The organism is Acaryochloris marina MBIC11017 (assembly GCF_000018105.1).
Lineage (GTDB): Bacteria > Cyanobacteriota > Cyanobacteriia > Thermosynechococcales > Thermosynechococcaceae > Acaryochloris > Acaryochloris marina.
In genome coordinates this window covers 4,618,086-4,641,045 of the sequence record NC_009925.1, presented here as the reverse complement: position 1 = coordinate 4,641,045, position 22,960 = coordinate 4,618,086, and the positions used below count along the sequence as shown (strand labels likewise).

Annotated in this window: 27 protein-coding genes; 8 read left to right on the top strand and 19 right to left on the bottom strand. The window is 46.8% G+C overall.

Translation table 11 applies throughout. The features are described 5' to 3' along the window. Positions 1-146 precede the first annotated feature (146 nt). Positions 147-632 (top strand): hypothetical protein, encoded by a 486-nt coding sequence (locus tag AM1_RS20895; RefSeq protein ID WP_012164887.1) that lies wholly within the window; start codon positions 147-149, stop codon positions 630-632. A gap of 147 nt (positions 633-779) precedes the next feature. Beyond that, positions 780-962 carry a hypothetical protein gene (locus tag AM1_RS20890; protein ID WP_012164886.1) on the top strand — a complete coding sequence of 61 codons (183 nt, stop codon included), beginning with the start codon at positions 780-782 and terminating at the stop codon, positions 960-962. Positions 963-1,319: 357 nt separating this feature from the next. Here AM1_RS20890 and AM1_RS20885 read toward each other — a convergent pair whose 3' ends face one another. Beyond that, entirely contained in the window at positions 1,320-1,865 is a 546-nt protein-coding gene (locus tag AM1_RS20885) for an RNA 2'-phosphotransferase (protein WP_012164885.1), read from the bottom strand. Between the two features lie 107 nt (positions 1,866-1,972). Further along, positions 1,973-2,710: a DUF2459 domain-containing protein gene (locus AM1_RS20880; protein ID WP_012164884.1), complete on the bottom strand. Its 738-nt coding sequence runs from the start codon at positions 2,708-2,710 to the stop codon at positions 1,973-1,975. A gap of 101 nt (positions 2,711-2,811) precedes the next feature. On the opposite strand from AM1_RS20880, the gene AM1_RS20875 reads away from it, so the two are divergent. Then, positions 2,812-3,234, top strand: a complete 423-nt coding sequence (locus tag AM1_RS20875) for a peptidylprolyl isomerase (RefSeq protein WP_010469848.1) — start codon at positions 2,812-2,814, stop codon at positions 3,232-3,234. Positions 3,235-3,254: 20 nt separating this feature from the next. On the opposite strand, the gene AM1_RS20870 is transcribed toward AM1_RS20875, so the two are convergent. The 8 genes from AM1_RS20870 to pdxH all read right to left on the bottom strand — a co-directional run bounded on the left by AM1_RS20870 (position 3,255) and on the right by pdxH (position 10,082). Beyond that, positions 3,255-3,755, bottom strand: coding sequence for a hypothetical protein (locus tag AM1_RS20870; protein WP_012164883.1), 501 nt, complete (start codon positions 3,753-3,755; stop codon positions 3,255-3,257). Positions 3,756-3,834: 79 nt separating this feature from the next. Continuing rightward, positions 3,835-4,179, bottom strand: coding sequence for a hypothetical protein (locus AM1_RS20865; protein ID WP_238549029.1), 345 nt, complete (start codon positions 4,177-4,179; stop codon positions 3,835-3,837). 298 nt (positions 4,180-4,477) lie between these two features. Beyond that, positions 4,478-5,203 (bottom strand): hypothetical protein, encoded by a 726-nt coding sequence (locus AM1_RS20860; RefSeq protein WP_012164881.1) that lies wholly within the window; start codon positions 5,201-5,203, stop codon positions 4,478-4,480. 65 nt (positions 5,204-5,268) lie between these two features. Next, the gene (locus AM1_RS20855) at positions 5,269-5,664 is read right to left on the bottom strand and encodes a hypothetical protein (protein WP_012164880.1); all 396 of its coding nucleotides are present in this window, start codon (positions 5,662-5,664) and stop codon (positions 5,269-5,271) included. Between the two features lie 748 nt (positions 5,665-6,412). Continuing rightward, on the bottom strand, positions 6,413-7,594 hold the full coding sequence (locus tag AM1_RS20850) for an aldo/keto reductase (protein ID WP_012164878.1): 1,182 nt from the start codon (positions 7,592-7,594) through the stop codon (positions 6,413-6,415). 43 nt (positions 7,595-7,637) lie between these two features. Beyond that, on the bottom strand, positions 7,638-8,063 hold the full coding sequence (locus AM1_RS20845) for a hypothetical protein (protein ID WP_012164877.1): 426 nt from the start codon (positions 8,061-8,063) through the stop codon (positions 7,638-7,640). A gap of 62 nt (positions 8,064-8,125) precedes the next feature. Next, on the bottom strand, positions 8,126-9,409 hold the full coding sequence (locus AM1_RS20840) for a PEP/pyruvate-binding domain-containing protein (RefSeq protein ID WP_012164876.1): 1,284 nt from the start codon (positions 9,407-9,409) through the stop codon (positions 8,126-8,128). A 13-nt stretch (positions 9,410-9,422) separates the two neighbouring features. Next, positions 9,423-10,082 (bottom strand): pyridoxamine 5'-phosphate oxidase, encoded by a 660-nt coding sequence (gene pdxH, locus AM1_RS20835; protein ID WP_012164875.1) that lies wholly within the window; start codon positions 10,080-10,082, stop codon positions 9,423-9,425. Positions 10,083-10,294: 212 nt separating this feature from the next. On the opposite strand from pdxH, the gene AM1_RS20830 reads away from it, so the two are divergent. From AM1_RS20830 to AM1_RS20815, 4 genes are all read left to right on the top strand, one after another. Next, complete coding sequence (locus tag AM1_RS20830; protein WP_041660085.1) at positions 10,295-10,636, top strand: cupin domain-containing protein; 342 nt, start codon at positions 10,295-10,297, stop codon at positions 10,634-10,636. Positions 10,637-10,657: 21 nt separating this feature from the next. Further along, complete coding sequence (locus tag AM1_RS20825) at positions 10,658-11,185, top strand: GNAT family N-acetyltransferase (protein WP_012164873.1); 528 nt, start codon at positions 10,658-10,660, stop codon at positions 11,183-11,185. 107 nt (positions 11,186-11,292) lie between these two features. Then, positions 11,293-11,712 (top strand): GNAT family N-acetyltransferase, encoded by a 420-nt coding sequence (locus AM1_RS20820; protein WP_012164872.1) that lies wholly within the window; start codon positions 11,293-11,295, stop codon positions 11,710-11,712. Positions 11,713-11,723: 11 nt separating this feature from the next. Continuing rightward, positions 11,724-12,089: a cupin domain-containing protein gene (locus tag AM1_RS20815; RefSeq protein WP_012164871.1), complete on the top strand. Its 366-nt coding sequence runs from the start codon at positions 11,724-11,726 to the stop codon at positions 12,087-12,089. A 28-nt stretch (positions 12,090-12,117) separates the two neighbouring features. Here AM1_RS20815 and AM1_RS41120 read toward each other — a convergent pair whose 3' ends face one another. Continuing rightward, positions 12,118-13,788: a PstS family phosphate ABC transporter substrate-binding protein gene (locus tag AM1_RS41120; protein ID WP_148215787.1), complete on the bottom strand. Its 1,671-nt coding sequence runs from the start codon at positions 13,786-13,788 to the stop codon at positions 12,118-12,120. A gap of 360 nt (positions 13,789-14,148) precedes the next feature. Between AM1_RS41120 and AM1_RS20805 the strand changes: the two genes are divergently transcribed. Beyond that, positions 14,149-16,698: a TPR end-of-group domain-containing protein gene (locus AM1_RS20805; protein ID WP_012164869.1), complete on the top strand. Its 2,550-nt coding sequence runs from the start codon at positions 14,149-14,151 to the stop codon at positions 16,696-16,698. Positions 16,699-16,767: 69 nt separating this feature from the next. Here the strand turns inward: AM1_RS20805 and ftsH4 are convergent, their stop codons facing one another. The 8 genes from ftsH4 to cobM form a co-directional block, all read right to left on the bottom strand. Then, a complete protein-coding gene (gene ftsH4 / locus AM1_RS20800; RefSeq protein ID WP_012164868.1) occupies positions 16,768-18,663 on the bottom strand; it encodes an ATP-dependent zinc metalloprotease FtsH in 1,896 nt (631 codons plus the stop codon). A 10-nt stretch (positions 18,664-18,673) separates the two neighbouring features. After that, positions 18,674-18,925, bottom strand: coding sequence for a DUF2949 domain-containing protein (locus tag AM1_RS20795; protein ID WP_012164867.1), 252 nt, complete (start codon positions 18,923-18,925; stop codon positions 18,674-18,676). Positions 18,926-19,067: 142 nt separating this feature from the next. After that, positions 19,068-19,265, bottom strand: a complete 198-nt coding sequence (gene pgr5, locus AM1_RS20790) for a cyclic electron transport protein PGR5 (RefSeq protein ID WP_010470172.1) — start codon at positions 19,263-19,265, stop codon at positions 19,068-19,070. A gap of 516 nt (positions 19,266-19,781) precedes the next feature. Beyond that, positions 19,782-20,738, bottom strand: a complete 957-nt coding sequence (locus AM1_RS20785; RefSeq protein WP_012164865.1) for an RNA polymerase sigma factor, RpoD/SigA family — start codon at positions 20,736-20,738, stop codon at positions 19,782-19,784. Positions 20,739-20,859: 121 nt separating this feature from the next. Then, positions 20,860-21,012: a high light inducible protein gene (locus tag AM1_RS20780; RefSeq protein ID WP_010470169.1), complete on the bottom strand. Its 153-nt coding sequence runs from the start codon at positions 21,010-21,012 to the stop codon at positions 20,860-20,862. 338 nt (positions 21,013-21,350) lie between these two features. Next, the gene (locus AM1_RS20775) at positions 21,351-21,500 is read right to left on the bottom strand and encodes a chlorophyll a/b-binding protein (protein WP_012164864.1); all 150 of its coding nucleotides are present in this window, start codon (positions 21,498-21,500) and stop codon (positions 21,351-21,353) included. Between the two features lie 64 nt (positions 21,501-21,564). Next, entirely contained in the window at positions 21,565-21,708 is a 144-nt protein-coding gene (locus tag AM1_RS20770; RefSeq protein WP_012164863.1) for a hypothetical protein, read from the bottom strand. 385 nt (positions 21,709-22,093) lie between these two features. After that, a complete protein-coding gene (gene cobM / locus AM1_RS20765) occupies positions 22,094-22,912 on the bottom strand; it encodes a precorrin-4 C(11)-methyltransferase (protein WP_012164862.1) in 819 nt (272 codons plus the stop codon). Positions 22,913-22,960 lie beyond the last annotated feature (48 nt).

Sequence of the window (22,960 nt, the reverse complement as noted above, 5' to 3'; positions counted from 1 at the left end):
CCACTTGTTTCTACTTTTTTCCACTTCCAGGTTAACGAGTTTCTATTTATTTATGCTTCGATTTTGGCTGCCATTAGACTGACATGCCTAGGCTTTGAGACTAATCTAACACTTGAGAGTAACCGATAAAGCTGAGTAATAAAGCAATGGCTAAATCCGCCGTGATGTTGGCTGCCGCCCTAATGGGTGCGACGGCATTTATTTCCCCCGTCCAAGCAGTAATCCTAAGCCAAGAGAACACACAACAAGTCCAAGAAGAGCAAGCCTCTTCACTCATTGCACGCAGAGATCGATTTCGACGTCAAAAGCGCTACTGTTGGCGTCGATATGGTCGTCTCTATTGCCGTGATAGATATGAGTCCGATCGCGATTATCGTTGGCGTCGGCAACGATGGGAAGATCGTCGTAAATGGGAAAAAGAGCGAGAACGTCGCTGGAAGGAACGCCGCCGTCGATTAGAGAGACGTCGCCGTTGGGAAAATCGTCGTCGTCGTAGAGAGGAAGATTATTGGCGCTCTCGTCGTCGCGACCGGGACTACGAAAATGAAAATTGGCGCAAAGGAGATCGACGAGGTGATTTCCAAGACAAGCTTGATCGCTGGCTGAATCGTGGCAGAGATGATGATGATTAAGCCTTATCTCTTGAAAGTATCCTAGTACCCCAATAAACCCGTGTAAATATTGCTCAGTAGTTAGATTTCCTCTAACCACTGAGCGTTTTTTCATCGGCATTCTTGGGGCATGAATCCGATTACCATTCAGTGTCTGAGTCTAAACATATGTCTGTGTCTTTGACCGAAGCGTTCGCCCAAGACCCTGATTGGTCCATTATTTCCGTAACAGATCGCCCCCGAGTGCAAGAACTTGTCACTCTCATCTGCACACAAGTTGATCTTCCCCGCAGCCAAAAAGGAGAGGAATACTATGGGTGGCTAATTGAATTGAACAGAATGATTAACTAAAGGCCGGATAATTTGTCAGTGCCCCTAATTAGTCGCAGGGAGGATACTTACAGTCAGGATTCGTTTGCTGTGGGGGAGTTTCAATCTCTGAATGGACGTTGCTCCTGTAAGCAGAGACACTGAAACCGCTCATCAAGACTAGGCTAAACGATATCAATAGAGTCTTGAAATTCATAGCAATTAATGATGAGGTTAGGGGGACAGCCTGAATATTGAATAAAATGTAGATTTGAAAGGGTAATCGGTGTCAGTATTAAGCCAATTATTCCCTTTCACTTTTTATTATCAAACATCTCTATTGTATGGTTTTTATTTGTCTGTCGCAATAGAGCCTAGGGGTTATAGATTGAGCTAATTTTATTCTACTTCTACGAAATACTGAGCAGGCACATGATCGGTGAGCCAAACACCATTTTCAGAACGATAAAACAGATAGCCGTCACCTTGCATTTTTTGGGCATTAATTTCCAATACCGTGGGTTTGCCATGCCGTCTGCCCACTGCGATCGCAGTTTCGTATGACGCTGAAAGATGGACATGTTGACGTCCTGAAGGGAGTAGGCCCTTCGCCATGATAGACGCTAAAAACCGTGTGGCTGTTCCATGGAATAAAACATCAGGAGGTGTCAAAGGCAATAAATCCAAGTCAACCCGAATGGAATGTCCTTGGTTAGCTCGAATATATTGGCCATCTTCACTTAATTTAAACCGCTTCTTGTCATTAGAAACAACTACTTCTTTGATAATTTCTTCAGATAAGAAATGGTCATGCTTGCTAGCGCATTGAATTAATTCAGAAATAGCTGCCCAGCCACCTGCATTCAGTTCTAAACTAATCGCCTCAGGTCGATGTCGAAGAATATAGCTGAGAAACTTACTAACAGCTTTTAACTGTTGATCCATATTTTAAGAATGTAATTTTGAATATTATTGTGGGCCATGGGTGTCCTGCCTGAACAATTTCAAAGGGCAGCTCCTTATATAATTGGGGGGTAGGGACAGGGGCTGAATTAATGCGTCCCTCGAATCAGTTGAAAGCCTTGTAAACTCGGGCCTACTTGCTCTGCAAAGATCACGGGTACCAAGGAGTGGGCAACCTCAATCTCTTGAAGATGGCGAATGGTCCAGGCATTACAATCAGACCAAATCACATAATACTCACGACCTGGATAAAACTGCCCCTTAAAATTAGAAACTGGCGGATAGGGCATACTCCGTTCCCCCGCTTGACGTCGGAAGCTTTGCTCTAGCGTCGTAATCAAATCATAAAGTTGTTGGGCAGAGATTTGTCGGTAATACAGTTGCCGTGCATAGTTTTGGGCCTCAAGTAGCGTATCTCGACCTCTCAGATACATGACAGAATCCGTTGGAAAAATACCAGCAGCAAGCGTCGTCAAGAGCGAGGTATCAGACATCATAAAAAACTGCTTATCTCCCCAACCATACTCAACATAACGGGAAGTCGGAGCGTTGGGAGGGCCGAGCTTCCATCCCTGAGGTTGCTCAATGAGAATAGCAGTATGAAACCCCCAATTGACGACGTAAAGGTCGTATTTTGACTGTCGCAATTGATTTATGTTCGGTAGACTGACCTTTGGTGTGGGTGGTGTTCGAATCACCATATAGAGGGCAGGTATTCCCCACAAGCCACCATTCAGCAATAGAACAATACCCAAGCAGCGACGCCGTCGTTTGAGGAAGCCCCGAAACTGTCGAAGTTTTGTCCGCCAGAGTGGATGGGTGTGCATGAGTAATGAAAAAGGGATTAACGTAAAAATTGAATTGCAATCCCCTTGGTCCCAAGATAGGATGCCAAAGTTGCAGACAATATCAAAAAGTTAGGATTACCATGACCAAAGCCATAATGGAAACAGACAAAGGTACGATTAATCTTGATTTATTTGATCAGGACGCCCCTAACACCGTCAAAAATTTCGTTGACTTAGCCAATAAAGGGTTTTATGACGGCTTATCTTTTCATCGTGTCATTCCTAATTTTATGATCCAAGGGGGTTGCCCAAAAGGAACAGGAACGGGTGGCCCTGGCTACACCATTAAGTGCGAAATTAATAACAACAAACACCAAGCTGGAACTCTATCCATGGCCCATGCAGGTCGGGATACAGGCGGCAGCCAATTCTTTATTTGCCATGCCCCTCAACCTCATTTGGATGGCGTGCATACGACTTTCGGGCAAACCCAAGATATGGATGTAGTGAATGCCATTCGTCAGGGGGACAAAATCCTATCGGTTAAAGTCTCTGCTGAATAAGCTGAAAGGCGTGGATTCTGCTAATTGTTAATGACTGCACCTGGTGCAATCTGCTCTAGAGTCAAGTTAGGACACTCCACGCCCGACGCTTTTTGTAAGGCTTGGTAACTCACCTTAATGCCTGCCTTCTTCATTTTTGAATAGTTACTAATCAACAGCAAACATGTTTCTAGTTTGATGCGGGTTAACTGGGAACGTGCATGCCGTTTACAAGCTTCCATGCCTGCTGATTGAGTATAAGTAAAAGAGCCGCCGATTGAGCCATCATCAAAAGGGCCAATCCCAGTTCCAAAGACTGACACTGCTAAACCACTCGTCGTACAGTCACTTAGACTTTTGCCAACAATTGCTTTACCGAGGGGGCGCTGCCTCGGTCGTGAATTGGTTAAGACACCCCCTTGAATCAGCTCTAGCTCTGGACTAGTATCTGTCTCAGCTGTATTGCCAGCATCAATCGAATTTGTTGTTTGCGCGATGCTTTGCAGCGGGATGACCACCATCTGTGCAGCGATCAGAAGCATCACTATTCCCTGCCTCGGACCAGAGGCTATTCGTCTTAAGAGTGATGCTGGAACTTGCACTGATTTGAAAAAAATAAGGTTAAAAGCTGTAGCCTGTCGTGGAATTATTGATAATCAAGACTTCGTTAAAGTCATATTCTTCACGAAATTCAACTTCTACTTCTCGCGTTATGTCAATATTCTCTACAGCAATACTCGTTGCAGTACTGCCATAGTTATAAGTCGTTTGTGTCGTCCTCCCCCCTTCCGTATTCGAGGTTTGGGAAGAACCGCTCTGGCTATCCGTGGTTAGAGAGACAGAATTTTGATGAGATTGGACGGAGTCATGAATATTGCGTTCAATAACGGTATGTCCAGTGGGTGACACCACAAACGTTGTCACAGTGGTTGCTGTAGCATTCTGGGCCACAGCTGGCTTAGCCACAACTCCAGCGAAAACCAGAAATCCAGTGGTCAATAAGTACTTCACGATTTCAAAATTATCAATTCGTCCAACAAAATCTCTCTAAGTCACACAGATAATTGCTTAGATAGTTCTTAAACATCAGCTCAAACTCCATAACAACAAAACATAAAATTTGTTGTTCATATTGCTTTTGTGACTTGACGCCAAACAGTCAATGGGCTCACATTTTTTACATACAAAATTCAGCAACAATCGCTAGCTTGCTACATCATCAATGAGAGTATTGACAATTGCAAAATAATCACCGCTGCTATCTTTAATATGCAGGTGCTGGTTGCGAAGAAGCCACTGGAGTTGATGGAATTGAGTGATGAGGTTTTTGTTGATGTTGAGGTATATTTTGCCGCTGCTGAACCTGATGGCGATTCGGCGTAATCTGTTGCTGCTGGCGCTGTAACTGGTTCTGTTGACTCACAACAGGTTGGGATTGGTTTTGATGCGGAGGAACAGCATTACGACCTAGGGGACCATTTGCTGGGGCCACTGCACTTTGAACAACTACAGGTGGACAATCAACACCACCAATAGCTTTTAATGCTTGGTAACTGACTTTGACGCCAGCTTTGACCATCTTGGAATAGTTGCTAATGAGCAACAAGCAGTTTTCCAGTTTTGATTTGGAAAGTTGAGTTTGAGCATATTCGTTACAGGTTGCCATCCCAAAAGAATGGGTATAGGTAAACGAACCGCCCAGCGTACCTGTGTCAAAAGGCCCAATCCCGTTTCCAAAAGCAGAAACAGCAATGCCATTACTCGTGCAATCTGCGACCCCTCGACCGACAATGCTGCGTCCTAATGGATGGGTATTGACTTGAGTATTGACTAATGAACCTTGCTGGTTCAAATCTACCGCCGGATTAGCTGTTGAAGTTGCATTATTAGGTGCATCGATATTGTTTGTGGTGGTTTGGGCAAGCGCAGACTGGGAAGAAATTGCGCACAAACTCACAACTGATGCACAAAGTATTAGACGAGTGTGCATGAGTGTTTTCTCCTGAATAACAGAGGGGCAACGATGTGTTGCCCCAAGGAACTAACTAAATTCAGTTAGAACGAGAAACCACTGGTGACTCTGTGATCCTTATCAAAGCCAGAAAAATCATAGCTTTCTGTAGTACTCACATCAACTGTTCTGGACAACCGGCCATCTTCTCGGGCAGAACTTTCTGTGACAATATCAAAGGATTCTGTTTCGTGGAACGTGCGCCCATCCTTGGCTTCAGTGACAGTTGTGGATCCCCACTCAGTCTTAACAGCGGAAGAATCAGCCCAAGTATTGGCGTTATAAGTTTCATGGACATTCACATTCGTTGTGGAATGGCCGTTAAAAGTACTTTTGAGTCTATAGCTATTTTCAACATAGGACTCACCTGCTGCCGCAGGTAATGCAGCAGCGCCAAGGGAGATTAGGACCGCAAGTGGTGCGATTTTTTGGAATTTCATGAGTAGTTACCGCTGAAAGTGTTTAGTAGCAATGGGCTTTGGTGATGAAAGCTCGCCCAAGAGATAAGTCCAAACAAACAGATTTTGCAATAGAGTTAGCATTAAAATCAACAAAAACTGCACTGAAATTTATCCAATGCCTTAAAGCACCAACTGTTCACTAAGAACATCCCCCTGTCGGTGCTTTTCTTACGTTTTTTGCTGTTAGATTAACTTGCCTAAACCACTTAGATTCGGCAGCTTGAATTTAATAACTAACGTTACAACACAACATGTCGTTCGTCTTTTGCGTTTCAAATTATCCCGTGGAACAGAACAGCTGAGTCATACATCTAATGAAGTACAACTTCAAACATCTGATTTGCTCTGAACAATAAATAATTTAATTCACAAGGAAACTGTAGTCTGGATTTTTTTACCCCTAGTGGTTTTTCACAAATTATTCACTCACCTAGAGAAAAAGTTAAGGGTTTTCATTTTTAAGTAACGAGTATGAGATGATTAGAAGTCATTTTTTTGATGTTCTAGCAGACAAAAACAAAACTTCTTTACAAAGAAAGTTTAAGTTTACAACAATTTTGATTAAAAATTTACTTCTTCCTCTCAACGTTCTATCTTTCACTCTATTGGACCAAGAAGGGTGACTAGCGCAAGACAGGCGTCATCGTTTTACTACCTTTAGGCAGAAGCAATGGTTTGAAATAAGCCATTCCCCTTGTGTCACAAGAAGCTGAAAACCATCATTCAATTAGCTTTGAGATAATCTTTGTATAGACTGCCCACCTAACTGTGAGTGTGTTTGTGACAGGAGGGCAGGTATCTTGTCAGCATGAGGGCTAGTCTGTAAGCACTCACTCAAATCAAAATCAGACAGATGGGTGGCTTTTTGGCCGGGGAACCAGTGACTGGCTTGTCCTAGCAGGTTGTAGCGCATCTTGGCATATTCCTGCATGTCATAGGCTAGGGCTAAATTGCGTAACCACAGAATGATAGGGATATTGATATTGCCGGGAGTTTGCTCATGGGTTGGCAAGCCTTGATGCCAAGTGTTGACCCAATCTTCGCCTAAGGTTGCGATCGCTGCTGCTTGCAGTCGCTCTAAAATCGACGGTAGTAAAGTCTCTGCTTGATCAAGTAACTCTAATGTTTTCAGGTGCTCATCAAAATCACTGGGTCGAGCGGCCCCCAAACTGAGGGTATGGACTAGAGGGTGACTTAGGCAGAATAAATCGTTAAAAACCATGGGGCTGAGGGGTTGGCATAGCTCCACTAACTTTGGTGAAGGTTTATACAACATGCCCCCCTTATCCGACGGACTGATAATAAAGACCCCGACATCATGGTGGGTTGCGGCTTCAATAGCGGGCCAATTGAACTGGTTGATGTAATACCAATGCAAATTGACGTAATCGAACTGATCCGTCTGAATGGTTTCCACAATCAAATCAGTTGGACCGTGGGTAGAGAAACCCACAAACTTGACTTTGCCTTGTTCCTGAAGTTGGCGAGCTATATCGAGACATCCACCCGGGCGAAGGGTAAATTCCAGTAGTTCGGGGGTATTAATGCCATGAATCCCCAGTAAGTCGACATAATCGAGGTTTAGATTGCGCAACGATTGCTCAAACGTCTTGCGAAATTCCTTGGCATTTTCTTTGGGAGCGACCTTGGTTTGAATGATTAACTGATGGCGAGGAAAAGTAGGCAGGATTCTTCCCAGCTGCAGTTCTGAAGTGCCATAACCTCTGGCTGTTTCAATATGGTTAATCCCTAGCTCAATCGATCGACGAATCGTGGCGTCCAGGTTGTCTTGGCTTGCTTTGGGAACTTTCCAGCCAGGTTCATCCTTCCAAGAATGCTGATATCGCATTCCGCCACAGGAAAAGACAGGTATTTGCAGTTCTGTCCTGCCAAATCGACGATACTGCATAGATACCTGGCCTCCGTTGACTAAATCTTGGTGGGTGCGAGCTTTATTTTGAATGGGTGGGGGGTAATGTAGGTGCTGTGCGGACTTGTAACCAGCCGACATAGGCTCCAAAGATCAGTGCGGTCAAAGATTCCAAGAGAATTAGACTATTCATTTTCCAGGTTAGATCCCAGATGGGGGCATAGACATAGTGCCCTAGGGTTAACTGACCCATGGCAACATAGAGATATAGCAATCCTAATGCCAGGGATCGACGCTCTTGCTTCCAGCAGATATAGCCTGCGATACCAATAGGGGTCATCACAAACCAGAGAAAATCTACTAGGGAAGGATTAAACCAGGTCGGTTCAGGGTATTGATCAAAGAACAGAACATTATCGGCATAGTGCAAAATCGAAGTCACAATGCAGACGACGAGCAAGGCTAGTAACCCGCGAGTAGGGTGCTCAACAGATTGATGTTCGTTCATAAGGTTCAATAGGGTGCTTGCGACGCGGGCCAGGATTTATACCTTTTGTATTGTAGGCAAGATTATTCTTGGATGGCGCTCACGGCTAATATCCAAAGGGTATCTCCATCATCACTCCACTCAATTTGTTGGGGAATGCCATGATAATGAGCCTCCAAGAATCGGGCCATCGTAGTTATCTTTTGTACTAACTCTGAGGGAAGCGATTGAGGTGGTTGCAGAGCCTGGGAATGAGCTTCTTTTAAATCAGACACTCGAATCTGTTGCATTTGAGGATGCATCAGGGCTTCAGTCGGCGTTGGACCTGGACCCCCGATAATGATCATGGTGTCAGGATCGCTATTAGGGAGGTCTCGACTCCTGACTAAGCCACTATATTGACCCTTAACTTGGACTTGAACCATAACGGCAACCCCCTGATCTTGAGAATGAGGCGAGGAATGCGTCGCGCTATAGGCTGAGCGGCAAGCTCGAATGACCTGAGCTAAAGCTCGACGAGAGGTGATTTGAAAAACGGGTTCGGGGGGAGGGCCAACTGGATCAGCCCCAATGACACTAGACCGAATCATGAGGGGTTGGCCCGCACTAGGGTTGAGAAGTTGAATAAGGGGAGCCGCATCGTCGCCTGGGGGGAGCACCCAACCTGGGGGAATATTATAGCCATCGGCTTTGAGCTGGCTGAGGGCTACTGCCAACGGCCCAACTTGGTCAACTTTGAGGGAATGGTCTAGGGTACGAATGTTGCGATCGCGTTGAAAGAAACCAAATAAATGGGCGTCATTAGCTGGGTCTAGGGTCATTAACTCACTAGGGCTGCTCCCCATGGAAGCCGGTGGCTGGGGCACTTGCTCATCGACCCAAGCTATTACAAAACTCAGGCCCATAGCTGCCATAATCTGCGAGCTTTGTTGGGTGTATAGACCGACCAGTAGAGGGAATAAGACCAACAGTCCCAATCGCCCAATGCGACGTTCTCGCAGCAGGGTAATACTGATGCCTCCGATGAGCAGCAGCAAAAATGCAATCTGCCAGCTATACACCATGCCCCCAGCAACGATACCTAGTAGTTGTTTTGATTTCCGAAGCCAAAACTGCCCAAAGACCAAGGCAATAAGGGCAATGAGCCACCAGGTCGGATCGCGAGGAAAGTAATATCGAGCTAAGCAAACACTGGCGATCCCTTTACTGGCCTCTATCCCCACCTCTAAGAACGTCGCTCCATAGCGCCAGGATATTCTTGAACGCGCAGGCAGGCGTTGAATCAACCATTCTGATGCCGGTATGCCCCCCAATAAGGGACATAGAACGAAAATGAGTAAGCATCCCCAAACTTGGATGAGTGTCATAGGCTATTCAACTTTAGGGAGATAATCGCTCAAGGATCCACTCCTGATCCGAATATCGATAACAGAGACGGTCATGGAGACGGCTAGTACGCCCTTGCCAAAATTCGATCAGATGAGGGGTGACCCGATAGCCCCCCCAATGGGGAGGCCGGGGAATCGGTTGATTCTGATATTTTTGTTCCAGTGCTTGCAGGCGCTGGTCTAGAATATCGCGATCACCAATCACTTGGCTTTGGTCTGATGCCCATGCCCCAAGTTGACTGCCCCGAGGCCGACTCTCAAAATAGGCCTTCGTTTCTGAGTCACTGACCTTCACCACTTTCCCTTCAATTCGGACCTGACGTTCCAATTCTGCCCACCAAAATACTAAGGCAGCCCAAGGTCTTTGGGCTAAATCTTGCCCTTTTCGACTGAGATAATTGGTATAAAAAATGAATCCCTGCTGATCGAACCCTTTCAATAACACCATGCGGGCAGAGGGCTGACTGTCTGCAGAGACAGTCGCTAAGGTCATGGCATTTGGTTCGGGTAATTCTGCTTGGACCGCTTGCTCAAACCAAGACTGAAATTGAAGGATGGGATTGGCATTGACCTCTGTTTCTAAAAGGGCCTGCTGTCGATAATCACGGCGCAGATCTGAAATGGAGGTTTGTGTTGGATCGATTAAAGACATCAGGGCTTGCTTACTCGAATACTCATAATTTCTTAGGTATAACTAAACCTGGATGGGCTGGGTTGACCGCTGATGGGCAAGCGCTCTTCAATTATCGAACATTCCCATCAGCATCGATTCAAAATTGGCCCAACCTCTACATTAGGGGTAGGAGTGCTCAATCATTTTTTAAGTTGCCAATGAAGGAAAAATCATTGTTATCGTGGCCATAGATGATGCCAAGCCAACGAGAGGGTGAAATATTGGCTAATTTATTAGAGATTGTCCAAAAACTTTCCGGTGGTACGTCCACTTGGGCCAGCGAATGGGTCGATAACTTTAATGGCAATCAGGTCGAAATTCGAGTGATGCGAGGTGCGATCGCAAATTGGCACACCCACACAGATACAGATGAAATGTTTGTCGTCCTCTCTGACTCTGTTGCCATTGACACGCAGAATGGCAGTTTTAACCTGGTCCAAAATGATTGTTTGGTGGTTAAAGCTGGCACACAAAACCGTGCCAGAACAGAGTCAACGGCGACACTGATGACCTTGATTAGTCCAACCCCTTAAATTCTTGATCCCATCTTGGTCATGAACACTTTGTCTCTACCCCTGCCAATACCTGGACTCAGATTACGACCGTGGGCCATCCAAGATACAGAATCATTTCAGAAATATGCTGAAAATCTAGAGATCTGGCGGAACATGCGGGATGAGTTCCCTTGTCCCTGTACGCACCAGGATGCAGAACGATGGATTATTCAAGCTCTTCACAGAGCTGATGGACTGTATTTGGCAATTGCCACTGACCAAGAAGCCATCGGTTCCATAAGTCTGCAAATCCATGATGATATTCGTCGCTATTCCGGAGTATTAAGTTACTGGGTTAGTCAGCCTTTTTGGGGGCAAGGTATCGCCACAGCAGCGATTGCAGGGATTAGTGACTATGGCTTAGGAGAACTCAACTTAGTCAGAATCTATGCCAAGGTGTTTAGCACCAACCTCGGTTCTATCCGAGCGTTGGCAAAGAATGGGTTTGAACAAGAAGGATATTTCCGTAAAGGGGTGTACAAAGAGGGGCAGTTTGTCGATCAAGTGGTCTATGCAAAAGTTGTTTAGTGCCGCTTGAGCTATGGGCGAATTTCTCCGGTTGTGAACCTAATGTTTGGTTCTATCTTGAAAATAGATACCCTGCTGAATGCTGTAGATAGTGTCAAAAATTAACCGTGGCTATTCAGATTGCAACAACGGATGATCAGATTCGAGCCTGTTACCCAGTGATGGTGCAGTTAAGAGCGCACCTAACACTCCACGACTTTGTTACTCAAGTCCAAAGCCAGATGCAGTCCAGGTACCAATTGGCCTATGCATCCAATTCAGAGTGTGTCTGTTCTGTTGCTGGATTTCGAATTAGCGAAAGCCTATCTTGGGGACGATTTTTGTATGTTGATGATTTGATCACCGATGCCCAGATGCGATCGCAACATTACGGACACCAACTATTAGACTGGCTTGTTCAGTATGCTCGTCAGCAGGATTGTGCTCAGTTGCATTTAGATTCTGGTTTGCAGCGTGTGGACGCCCATCGGTTTTACCAGCGGGAGGGCCTGCAAATCAACAGCTATCATTTTTCCCTCAAGCTCTAAAGGAGACTGTTATGCCCACTTTGATTGCCCAGCCGACGATTATCACTGCTGCAGGGAATAAACCCAAACGGATTGAAGAATTTTTTGGACGGGTCAATTCCAAGCATGACCATATCAGCGTTGCCCGCATGGTATCGCCTGCAGGCTGGCAAGAACCTGGACAAAAGCCCGAATTCCAAGAAATGACCGTTGTCCTGCAAGGACTATTGCGAGTTGAGTATGAGGGGGGTGTTTTGGACGTGCAGGCAGGGCAAGCTATCGTTACAGAACCGGGGGAATGGATTCGGTATGGCACGCCGGATGGTGCAGAGTATATTGCAGTTTGCTTACCCGCCTTTTCACCAGAGACGGTCCACCGGGATGTTGATGATATCTAAACGTTGCGGTTGCTCAAGGCCCGGCAGGTTATTCGATTCTGACAAAACCTGCTTTTTCAATGAGTTGCTGGCCCTGCTCGCTCAACATCATGTCCGTATAGGCTTCCCCAATCAACTGCTCCCGATCTTTATTTTCTTTGACAATGACGTAAAGCGATCGGGTGATAGGGTAGCTGCCATCGCGGAATGCCTCCAAATTCGGCTGATTCCGGGTAGGGGGACAATTCTGGGTGGGCTTGCCTTGTTGAGGAGGGATGAGTTTATCTTGACTGAGTCCTAAGGGAATGGGTTTGCCAATACATTGGTAGAGCACTTCTGCAGCAGAGGCATAATAAATTCCCCCAGTAGCGCCATTGAGTTGGCGCAGGGCATCTGTGGTGGAGTAGATGGGAACAACGGTTGAACTAAAGGGTTCATTTTGGAGCACATATTCTTGGAAATAATCTGCGGTGCCAGAATCCCCAGATTGGCGCGAAAAAGGAATAATATCTCGATCCGGTCCCCCTAGCTGATTCCAGTTATTGATATTGCCTAAATAGATTTGTCGCAGTTGGGCAACGGTTAGGCCTGGTACGTTCAGGGAAGGATGAACGACGACCGCGATACCATCCAGGCCAATGGCATGCTGGGTGACTTTGAACCCTCTTTGGGTTGCGATCTCATATTCTTCATCCTTGAGGGGGCGGGTGGATTGGGTAAAGTCAATTTTGCCGTCTAGGAGCATTTTGATGCCTTGACCCGAGCCGGGTGTGCCCTGGACGGTTTCTACATAGCGCAACTGCAGGTTGGGATAAACCTCTGCGATCGCATCTTCGACCCGAGGACGGATCAACGCCCAAGTGGCGCTACCGCCATAGTTATACAGCCCTTCTGGAACATCAGGGACTTCTGAAAACGTAGGGGTGAGTGCCAAATTAGCAGCCCCCTGAATGGGGCTGATCTGGAATTGATGAGGCGACCGCAACCATCCCCAGAAGCCTGCAATCAGCAGGAGCAAGGCAACTAAAGACGCTTTGAGATAGAACTTGCTGAGCTTGGGTTTGGGGGCGGATGGGGGTGAAACGGGCGTGGAGGACTCGTCTGGACTCGACAACCGCTGCACCGAATAGGCCCGCTCTGGCAGGATGATAGTAGTTTGCGGGTTTTCTTCGAAGTCGATGGGGCAGCTCTGGCGAGAGGTCGAAAACGCCATTTCCGTGGGGGTCGGTAATTTGTGGGCGGGAACGGCACCGTGGCGATAGAAGGCCATCAGATCATCGATCAGATTTTGTTCTTCTAAGGGGTGATATCTCAAGATCTCCAGGATCCGCCTCACCCGACCAATAGCCGCAGGTAAAATATTATCTTGTTGAAATCCAGGGAATAAGTCTTCCGCACCTTGTTCCAGGGCTAAGCGTCGCTCCGTGGATAGAACCTTTTTTCGTAATCCTGCGGTCAGAATCAGCTTGAGGTCGGGGTAATTGTCGTGATACCACCGACAGATATCAAAGGCGTTCAGGTGTTGAGCCCCTAGATCCACTAGCAGCAGTCCAATATTGGCCCGTTCAATGGCATCGCGCTGACCTGCGAGTTGCGAGAAACTGATGCCGACAGGCTCTTCAATGACTTCGATTTGTTGGGATTGTAGGGCGGTTGTCCATACCTGAGCCTGGAACTTTAGGGGCTGTAGGAGCAGTACAGATTTGCTGGCGCTATCCATTAAATTGAGCAGTGCGGGCTGCTATTGAGAAAGACGATACACTCGAAGTCTAGTTGAGGTTGACGTTGAGTCTGATATGAACGGTAAAGCCCAAGTCTAGCCACTGTGTTATTTTATGGCAAATTTTATCCGAGTTAAAGAATAAAATGACAGGTTGCCAAGACTAGATTGAGTTCACTCCCATGATCCATGATGCACCGCTAACTCTCAAGATATTCATGCGCTTACGGGAATCGAAGGGGCAGAGGAACTTGCTCCTTAGGCCCTTACTATGTTAGGTACACAGCAAGCACCCGTCTCAATTTTGATTACCTTATATATGAAGGTGATCGCAAACCCCACCCAGGTGAGGAAGATCTGATGAAATCCAAAACTCTCAGCACATCGATTTGGTTTAGCGTTGTTCTCTCGACGTTGCTCTTGAGTCCTGCCCTGGCCCAGACTTCTTCATCACCCACTGCCCCTAGTACAGATCCGCAAGAGATTGAGCGGCTCCTGCAAGAGCTGCGTAAAGAACGGGAAGGCCAAAAACAAGCCCAGGCGGAGGCGACTCAAGCCGTCAATCAAACCACCACCTTATTTAACTGGTTTTTGGTGGTGCTGGGATTGATCCTAGCCACGGCCATTGCCAGCTTGATTTTGCTTCGCCGCGCCGTCGTTCATGAAGTCGCGGAGGTGGTGCAAAAGCACCTGCGGGAGATGCGAGATTTAAAAGGACATCTGGCGGATGCGGCGGATGCCGTAGAAGTGATTCTGCAAAAGGCAGAAGATCTGGATGCCGATTTACATCAAGAGTCGGAGCAGTTTCATCAAGACTTAACCAGTAAGCGCCAGCGGTTGTCAGATATGCTGGCGGAATTTTCCACCAAGCAACAGCAGATCCTCAATAAAATCGAAGGGTCCTTGACGGATACGGAAGCTGCGATCGCAACTTTTGAATCTGATTCAACCACTAAATTTGCCACTTTAGATACGGAACTGAGAACCGAACAAGAAACGATTCTGGCCCATCTCAAACGCCTCGGCGAAGAGATTGAACCCCAGCTGTTTACAGTTGAGGTGGATGCTCAATCGCAAAAAACAGAATTTCTAAACCGCCTGAAGCAGTCTGAGACGGATTTCAAAACCCAATTGTCCCAACTTCTGGATAAAAGCGAGCAGGAACGAGACAAGATCCTGACGCGGGTTGAAAAGATGAGCAATGATTTTGGGCCGCAAATGTCGGCTCTACAAGCCGTTGCCCAAACGGAGAAAGAAACCTTAATTGGCTATCTTGCCACTTCTAAAGCCGAATATGTCACCCAACTGTCTGACCTCCAGCAAGAAGCTCGTAAACAGTGGGAACTGATTTTACAAAACCTCAAACAGCTAGAAAGTGATTTCACCCCCCAGTTAGAGGAGATTGAAGGCCAGCTGCAGGTGAAGGCGAACGAAAAGAAAGAGTCCTTCCTGGTACGCCTCAAACAGGTCGGCACTGAGATTACGCGTCAGCTCACTGAAGCCCAAGAGACCTTTCAAACCCAGGCCAGTGAGACCTTGCAACGGCTTCAGGTACAAGAGTCTGAATTCTCGACTCAGCTGTTCAACTACAGAACTCAGTTGGAGACTGAAAAGACCAATGCCCTAGCCGATGTTCAGGCTCTGACTGACAATGCCTCGACTCTGCTGGCAGATCTAAAGACAGAGGTTCAAACCACCCAAGAACAAGCAGTCCAAGATCTCGAAGCCCTGACCTTACAGGTGTCCAATCAGTTAGCGGATCTAAAAACGAATTTACAAGGGTCCCAAGATCAAACCCAGCAGTCCCTACAGGCCATAGAAGCGAAAACAGAACAAGATCTGGCGGCCATTACAACAAATGCCCAAGCTCGCAAAGATCAGATTCTCCAACAGCTCGCAGCCCTATCCCCAGCCCAGATCGCCGGAGATGCCGTAGCAGAAATCGATCAGAAATTGCAGACGGCATTGGGACCTTTAGAGCGATTACAGGCTAATCATCCTGATTTGTTCCTGGATGTTGCGGACTATATCCGTCAAGGAGATGAGCACCTCGCAGACAGCAATTTCCGTCAGGCCCTCTCTGCCTATAATCAAGCCCTGGAGTTAAAAGCCGATGACCCTCAACTATGGTGTCAGCGGGCCGAAGCACAGAGAGGGCTAAAGCTGTTTGAAGAGGCTGTTGGCTCCCTAGATAAGGCGATTGAGCTAACCCCTGAAGACCCCCAGCTGTGGCAGCGCCGAGGCCAAGTTCTGAAAGATTTACAGCGATATGAAGGTGCGCTCGGGGCTTTCAAAGAAGCAACAAAACTGCAGCCAGAAGAGACACAAAACTGGATGGACTGTGGCACTCTGCTGGAGCGCCTTCAGCGCTGGGATGAAGCCCTTGCTGCCTATGACCGTGTGATTGAGATTGAACCGAACCATCGCAATGCCTGGATGAATCGTGGATTCGTGATGGGCACCCTCCAACGCCATGAAGACGCCTTTGCCTCATTTGATCATGTGGTTCAACATGAGGCTGAGGATGCTGCAGCCTGGCTAAACCGGGGGTTAGCCTTACAAGTCCTCGAACGCCACGAAGATGCGTTTGAGTCCTTTGAACATACCGTGACTCATAAGCCCGAGGCCTACAAAGCCTGGAGTCATCGAGGCTATGCTCTGATCAAGCTAGAACGGGATCGCGAAGCCCTGATCAGCTTGAATAAAGCCTTAGAAATAAATGCAGATTACCCCAATGCCTACTATGGCAAGGCAGTCTGCTATGTCCTCCAAGGGGAGACAGCCTTAAGCTTAGAAAATCTCGAGCGGGCTATTAAACTGAATCCCAGCTTCCGAGAACAAGCCCGTAGTGATCCTCAATTCGTTGATTTCCGTGAGGATGAATGGTTCCGTGAACTGGTCAACCGCTAATAATCCATCTAAAGCAAAAGCCCTCCACATTTTCAGTGGAGGGCTTTTGCTTAGGGATTTCAACCAGGGCTAGAGCGTGACGGGCTCTTCAGTAGCCTGGACATGGGATTCAGGATGAACCTTAGCCAGCATCTGTCGCAGACCTTCGCCTTCAATCACCTCTGACTCCAGTAGCTGCTCAGAGATGGTCTCCAACAGTTCCTTATTCTCCTTGAGAATACTCAGAGCTTCCTGATGAGCGGTTTCGACAATGCCCTTGACTTCCTTATCAATGGCCTTAGCCGTTTCATCACTCACCATTCGTCTCGCATTCATACCGCCACCGAGGAAGTTATTCTGCTGACCTTTGTCATAAGCCAGGGGCCCTAACACTTCACTCATGCCATAGGAGGTGACCATTTGCTCGGCTAAGTCCGTGGCTCGCTGTAAGTCATTGGAGGCTCCGGTAGTGATGCTGCCAAAGATGACTTCTTCTGCAGCTCGTCCACCTAAGAGTGTGGCAATTTGACCTTTGAGTTCTGACTCATTCAATAAGAACCGATCTTCTGTCGGCACCTGGAGGGTGTAGCCTAGGGCTGCCATGCCGCGGGGAACGATAGATATCTTCTCGACTTGGTCAGTTCCAGACATCTTGGCGCCAACGAGGGCATGACCAACTTCGTGATAAGCGACAATCTTCTTCTCTTTGTCGTTGAGGACACGGCTCTTTTTCTCTAGTCCAGCAACGACGCGCTCAATGGCTTCGGCAAAGTCTTGAGTCTCAACGACCTTGCTGTCTCGACGAGCAGCAAGTAGGGCGGCTTCATTCACTAAGTTAGCGAGGTCTGCTCCAGCAAAGCCTGGGGTACGGGTAGCCATGGCTTTAAGGTCGACGTTGTCACCCAGTTTGACTTTCTTGGCGTAGATTTCCAGGATGGCCAGACGACCGCTGAGGTCGGGACGGTCGACGAGGACTTGGCGGTCAAAGCGACCGGGACGCAGAAGGGCGGGGTCTAAGGTTTCAGGACGGTTGGTAGCAGCTAGGACGATAACGGTGGCATCTCCGGCTCCAAAGCCATCCATTTCGGTGAGCAGCTGATTGAGGGTTTGCTCGCGTTCGTCATTACCACCAACGAAGCCATTTCCACCTGCTCGAGATTTACCGATGGCATCAAGTTCGTCAATAAAGATGATGCAAGGAGCTTTCTTTTTAGCTTGTTCGAACAGGTCACGGACTCGAGCAGCACCGGTACCGACAAACAGTTCCACAAATTCTGAACCAGAGATACTGAAGAAGGGAACGCCTGCTTCGCCAGCAACGGCTTTGGCCATTAAGGTTTTACCAGTTCCGGGAGGGCCTACAAGAAGGACACCTTTGGGAATCTTGGCTCCAATTTCGGTGAAGCGTTGGGGAGATTTGAGGAATTCGACGATTTCTTCAAGTTCGGTTTTGGATTCTTCAACGCCTGCGACGTCATCAAAGGTGACTTTGTTGTCATCGCCTTCGACGTAGACTTTGGCTTTGTTTTTGGTGACGGAGAGGGCTCCTTGGGGACCACCACCACCGATGCCACCTCGACTAAAGAATTGGAAGATGGCGACGAAGATGACGGGGGGAATAACCCAACTCAGTAAGGTGGTGAACCAGCGGTTGCTGGGGGGTGGGGTGGCAGCGAATTCGACGCCTTTGGATTCCAGAAGCTTGGGCAGCTCTAGGTCGAATATTGGGGTAGTTTCTAAGATTTTTGACTCTTCAGCCGTGTCATCTTTAAGCTGGTAGCGAATCAATTTTTGGCCCACGGAAACTCGGGCAACCTGCTCGTCACGAACTTGTTCAATAAAGAAGCTGTAAGGTACCCGGGGCACTCTAGGTCCCATGACAAAGGGGAGAGCCAAATTCGCAATTAACAAGATGGCTGGTAAAAATAGCAGTAGACTTGTAACGACGTTTGGACGGGGACGTTGAGGCTTATCTTTGATCGGCATGGTTCGTTCCCTAATGCTTGATACATTGCTGGTTCAGGTGGCCGGAGAAGCTCCCACCCCATTCAAAGACTCTAGTCTGTTCTAGCCATTCAAACACTTGGTCTAGCTGCTGAATGGTGATAAAGCCGAACTGCCAAAGAATAATGGGAAGTTGACTCGAAAGATTATGTTGCTGGCGGATCGCAAGTGCGATCGCATCAGACGGGATCAGCAGCTCTTCCCGCAAGTAACGAATTAGCTTGGTTTGAGCAGAATAGTTCATGGTTGAGAGTCGTCAGGGGAGTAAGGCGGAGATTAAATCTCTAAGGCTTGAAAGCAATTGTCTTCATCCTATCGATTTTGGAAAAGATTCAACTAGGACAAGCAATATATCAATGTTTCGGGTGGGGAGGGATTGAGTCAGCTTAGGCAAGGAGACCTAAGCGCTTGCCGTTATCGCGGGCAAGACGAATCCAATTTTGGCGCTGAGTCCGTTCAATACCGACTTGATTGCAGAAGTTGGTAATGGCTTTTGAATGCAGAGCGATCGCTTTGCCTCTGAGTTTGGTGAATCGGGGGGTACCAACAGCAGTGCGAGTAAGAACAACGATAGGTGCAAACATAACAGACTCCGTAAATGTAACGCTATGTTAACTATATTAATCAAAGTGTTACAAAATGTCAAGATTTAACTTGACTTTCTGTAGGGTCTCTGAGTCAAAGCTTATTTAGCTAAAAAATAGTTCAAATTTAATTAAGATGAATTCAAGTCATCAAAAAGAACTTTATTTGAGCTTTTAAGCAAATAAATAGCCACTTTTATCTATATTTTCCTGATAATCAGCATCATAAATAGTTTAATAAGATGTACTGATGTGGTGATTTAAGTATTTTTATAGTCTACTTTTGTAAAGCTTTTACATAGAACACAGTTAATGTAACAGTATTGTGAACTGAATAAAGATGAGCTGGAGTAACCTAGCCCCCGGCATGAATCAAATACCCCACTGCAAGCAGACGGGGTATGAAATACGATTTGCTACCAAACCGTATCCCATTTCTTCGCTGCAAGCAGCAGGGAATCAACCCCTACACAATTGAAAGTAACTAATGGTGGGAGGCGGGCCGCATTCTCGTAGCTAAATCGCCATATATTCTTGCAGCATCACTTTTTGCGATCGCAAAATCTTAAAGGCTTCCCGCTCTACCCGGCGGACCCACTCCCGGCTAACGTTCAGACGCTCACCCACCTTCGCTAAGGTCAAGGGATTTTGATCAATCAGGCCGTATCGTAAAGTAATCACTTCTCGCTGTTGCGGGCTGAGATCTTGAAGCAGCTTGGCTAAATCAGATCGCAGAGAAGAGGCCGTGACATAGGTGTCGGGCGATTCATTGGGATCTTCGAGTAACTCCCATAGCTCTGTATTTTGCTGATCACCAATCTGAATATCTAACGAGATCGAGCGACGAGCGTAGTTGAGATAGTCTTCAATCTTTTTAGGAGCAAGGTCCATCTCTACCGCTAGCTCTTGCACAGTGGGGTCGCGATGGAGCTTTTGCGACAGCTGGCGTCTGACCTTGCGCAGCTTACTAAGTTTTTCATTGATGTGAATCGGTAAGCGAATGGTTCGTTCTTGTTCTGCGATCGCACGGGTCATGGCTTGACGAATCCACCAGTAGGCATAGGTAGAAAAGCGATAGCCTTTCATCGGGTCAAACTTTTCGACACCCCGTTGCAAGCCAATCGTGCCTTCTTGAATCAAATCCAAAAATTCAACTTTCGCTTTGTTGTACTTCTTGGCAATCGAGACCACTAGACGCAAATTGGATTCCACCATTTTGCGATTGGCTTTATGGCCTAACTTCAGCTCTTTCTGTAGTTGTGAGACCGATATCTCAGCTTTATCTGCCCATTCGGCCTGGGTCGGTTCCCGATCTAGGTGCTCTTGCAGATCTTGCTTGAGATCTTGCAAAGCTACAAACCGTTGCACCTGCTTACCAAAGATAATTTCCTCTTCATGATTCAACAGAGGGAAGCGGCCGATCTCTCGCAGATAGGTCGTAATAGAATCTTTGCTCACAGATGAATTTTTCATGTCTACGGAAACTTGGAATTAGTGGATATAAAAGACCCCAGCGAGAAGCTGGGGCTAAAAGACAAGGAAGAAGAGAATATTGAGGGTAGCTATATGTTTCGCAAGCTACCCCAGCTTTAATTTAGAAATGTAGTAAAGCGGCAACTTGACCGACAATTCCTTGACCAGTCATGACTTCAGTTACAAGGGCCAGGAAGAATCCCATCATTGCTAGACGACCACCAAAAGTCTCTGCAAAATCGGTGAAGCCCCAAATTGGATTTTGTGTACTCATGTCGTTTGACTCCGTAATCGAAATAACCTTATGTAAATAAATGTAACTGTCCTTGTAACGTTTTGTCAAGCGTTGATTTAATTTTTTTCAACAGGTCCCTCAACCTGGGTGAAGCAAGCCCATACTGAAAGGCATGGGCTCAAGTGGATAGTAAAAAACCCAGCGCAATGGCTGGGTCTGGATGAGAGTGATAATTAAATACGATTTAGAGAACTCATAACCGAGTTACGGATAGAATTCTTCGTTACAAGATCAAGGTAGCGGTAACCTAAATCTTTTACTGCTGACCCAACTAAAGCGAGAGGAGAGGAAAACTTTAGTGGATGATCAGAAATTTTTTAGAAGCTGAACCAAGCGACTAGCTGGCCCAAAATTCCTTTCCCTGTAAGGGCTTCAGTGATGATGGCTAAAGTAAAGCCAATCATAGCTAGGCGGCCATTCCAAGTTTCAGAAAAGGCGCTGAAGCCAGAAGAAGGTTGTGTATTCATTGTGATTTAATCTCCTAAATAATCAGCTGGTAATCTCAAAAAAGGTCGATAACAAAATGGCAGCTTACATTAAGCCCCAGAAGTGCAAAACGCCTTTTCCTGTAACGAGCTCAATGATGATGGCAGCATAAAAACCAACCATAGCCAGGCGGCCACTCCAAGCTTCAGCAAAGGGATTAAATCCGAAGAAATTGTTGGAAGTATTCATGTGTGTAGACTCCGTGGAACTCATGTGTGTTGTAACCTTATGTAAATTAATGTAACAGCTATGTAAAGAGATGTCAACACAAATCTTCAGTTTTTGTGAAGAAACTTCTTTGAATCTGCTGTAATTGTTGACTGGTGTAGTTTATACAATCTTTGGGAACCAGCACCTGAAGTTTTCAAACCCAGTTCGGGTTAAGCCCATTATTTAACCCCCTTCTAGCGACGAATGAAGGTTTCAGCCTACGCAAGAATAAGGGTTTTAGCTTATCCCGAACTCAGGATTTTCAAGCAAAATAATACTGTTATGCTCTCTGCACACCGATCTAGCAAGCGTTTCCTAGTGTTCCAGATATTAGTTACTGCTAAGGTCTGTTAACTCATGAATTTCAATGTTTCCCTGGCCGAAATAAATGTCGATGTTCAGGGTGATATAGACGCGATCTCGCTTGAGAATGCGTTGACTTCAAAGCTGGACTGATTAAGTAGAGGGTTGTCCGAATTAACTCATGGTCTTCGGTCGCCTTTGCCATCTCAGATAACGGCACAACCCACATTTGCTCATCCGGCCATCCTAAACGAAAGCCGATGGCCACAGGAGTATCTGGCTCATAATGAGCGAGTAATTTTTGTTGGGCCTGATCGACATGGCGCGCACTGAGATACAAACACAAGCTGGCCTTGTGGGCTGCTAAGCTAGCGAGTTCCTCTGCTTCTGGAACCTGTGTTCGGCCGCTAATTCGCGTCAAAATAATCGTCTGTACTAGTTCGGGTACCGTTAGTTCCACCTGCAATTTAGCTGCAGCCAGCTGAAATGCACTAATACCAGGAATAATTTCGAAGGGGATTTCGGCTTCTGCCAAAGCCTGGATTTGTTCATGTACAGCCCCATACAGGCAGGGGTCACCAGAGTGTAGCCGCACGACTGAAAGATGCGATCGCACCCTATCAATCATCATCGGTACGATATCTTCAAGGGTCTTGGTCGCAGTCGGAATCAATTCTGCCCCATTATGGCAGAGACTCAACATTTCCTTCGGCACCAGAGAATTGGCATAAACGACGACATCTGCCTGTTGGATAATACGCTGAGCTTTAACGGTGAGTAAATCAGGATCTCCTGGCCCCGCTCCTACGATATAAACCGCTGGCAATAGGGATTTGCTGAAAGTTGTCTGTTCGAGTAGCTCAGGAGAAGGGGGAGTCATAGGAGTTCAATTCAACTTAAATATCAATAAAAAAACAGAGCCGCAGTA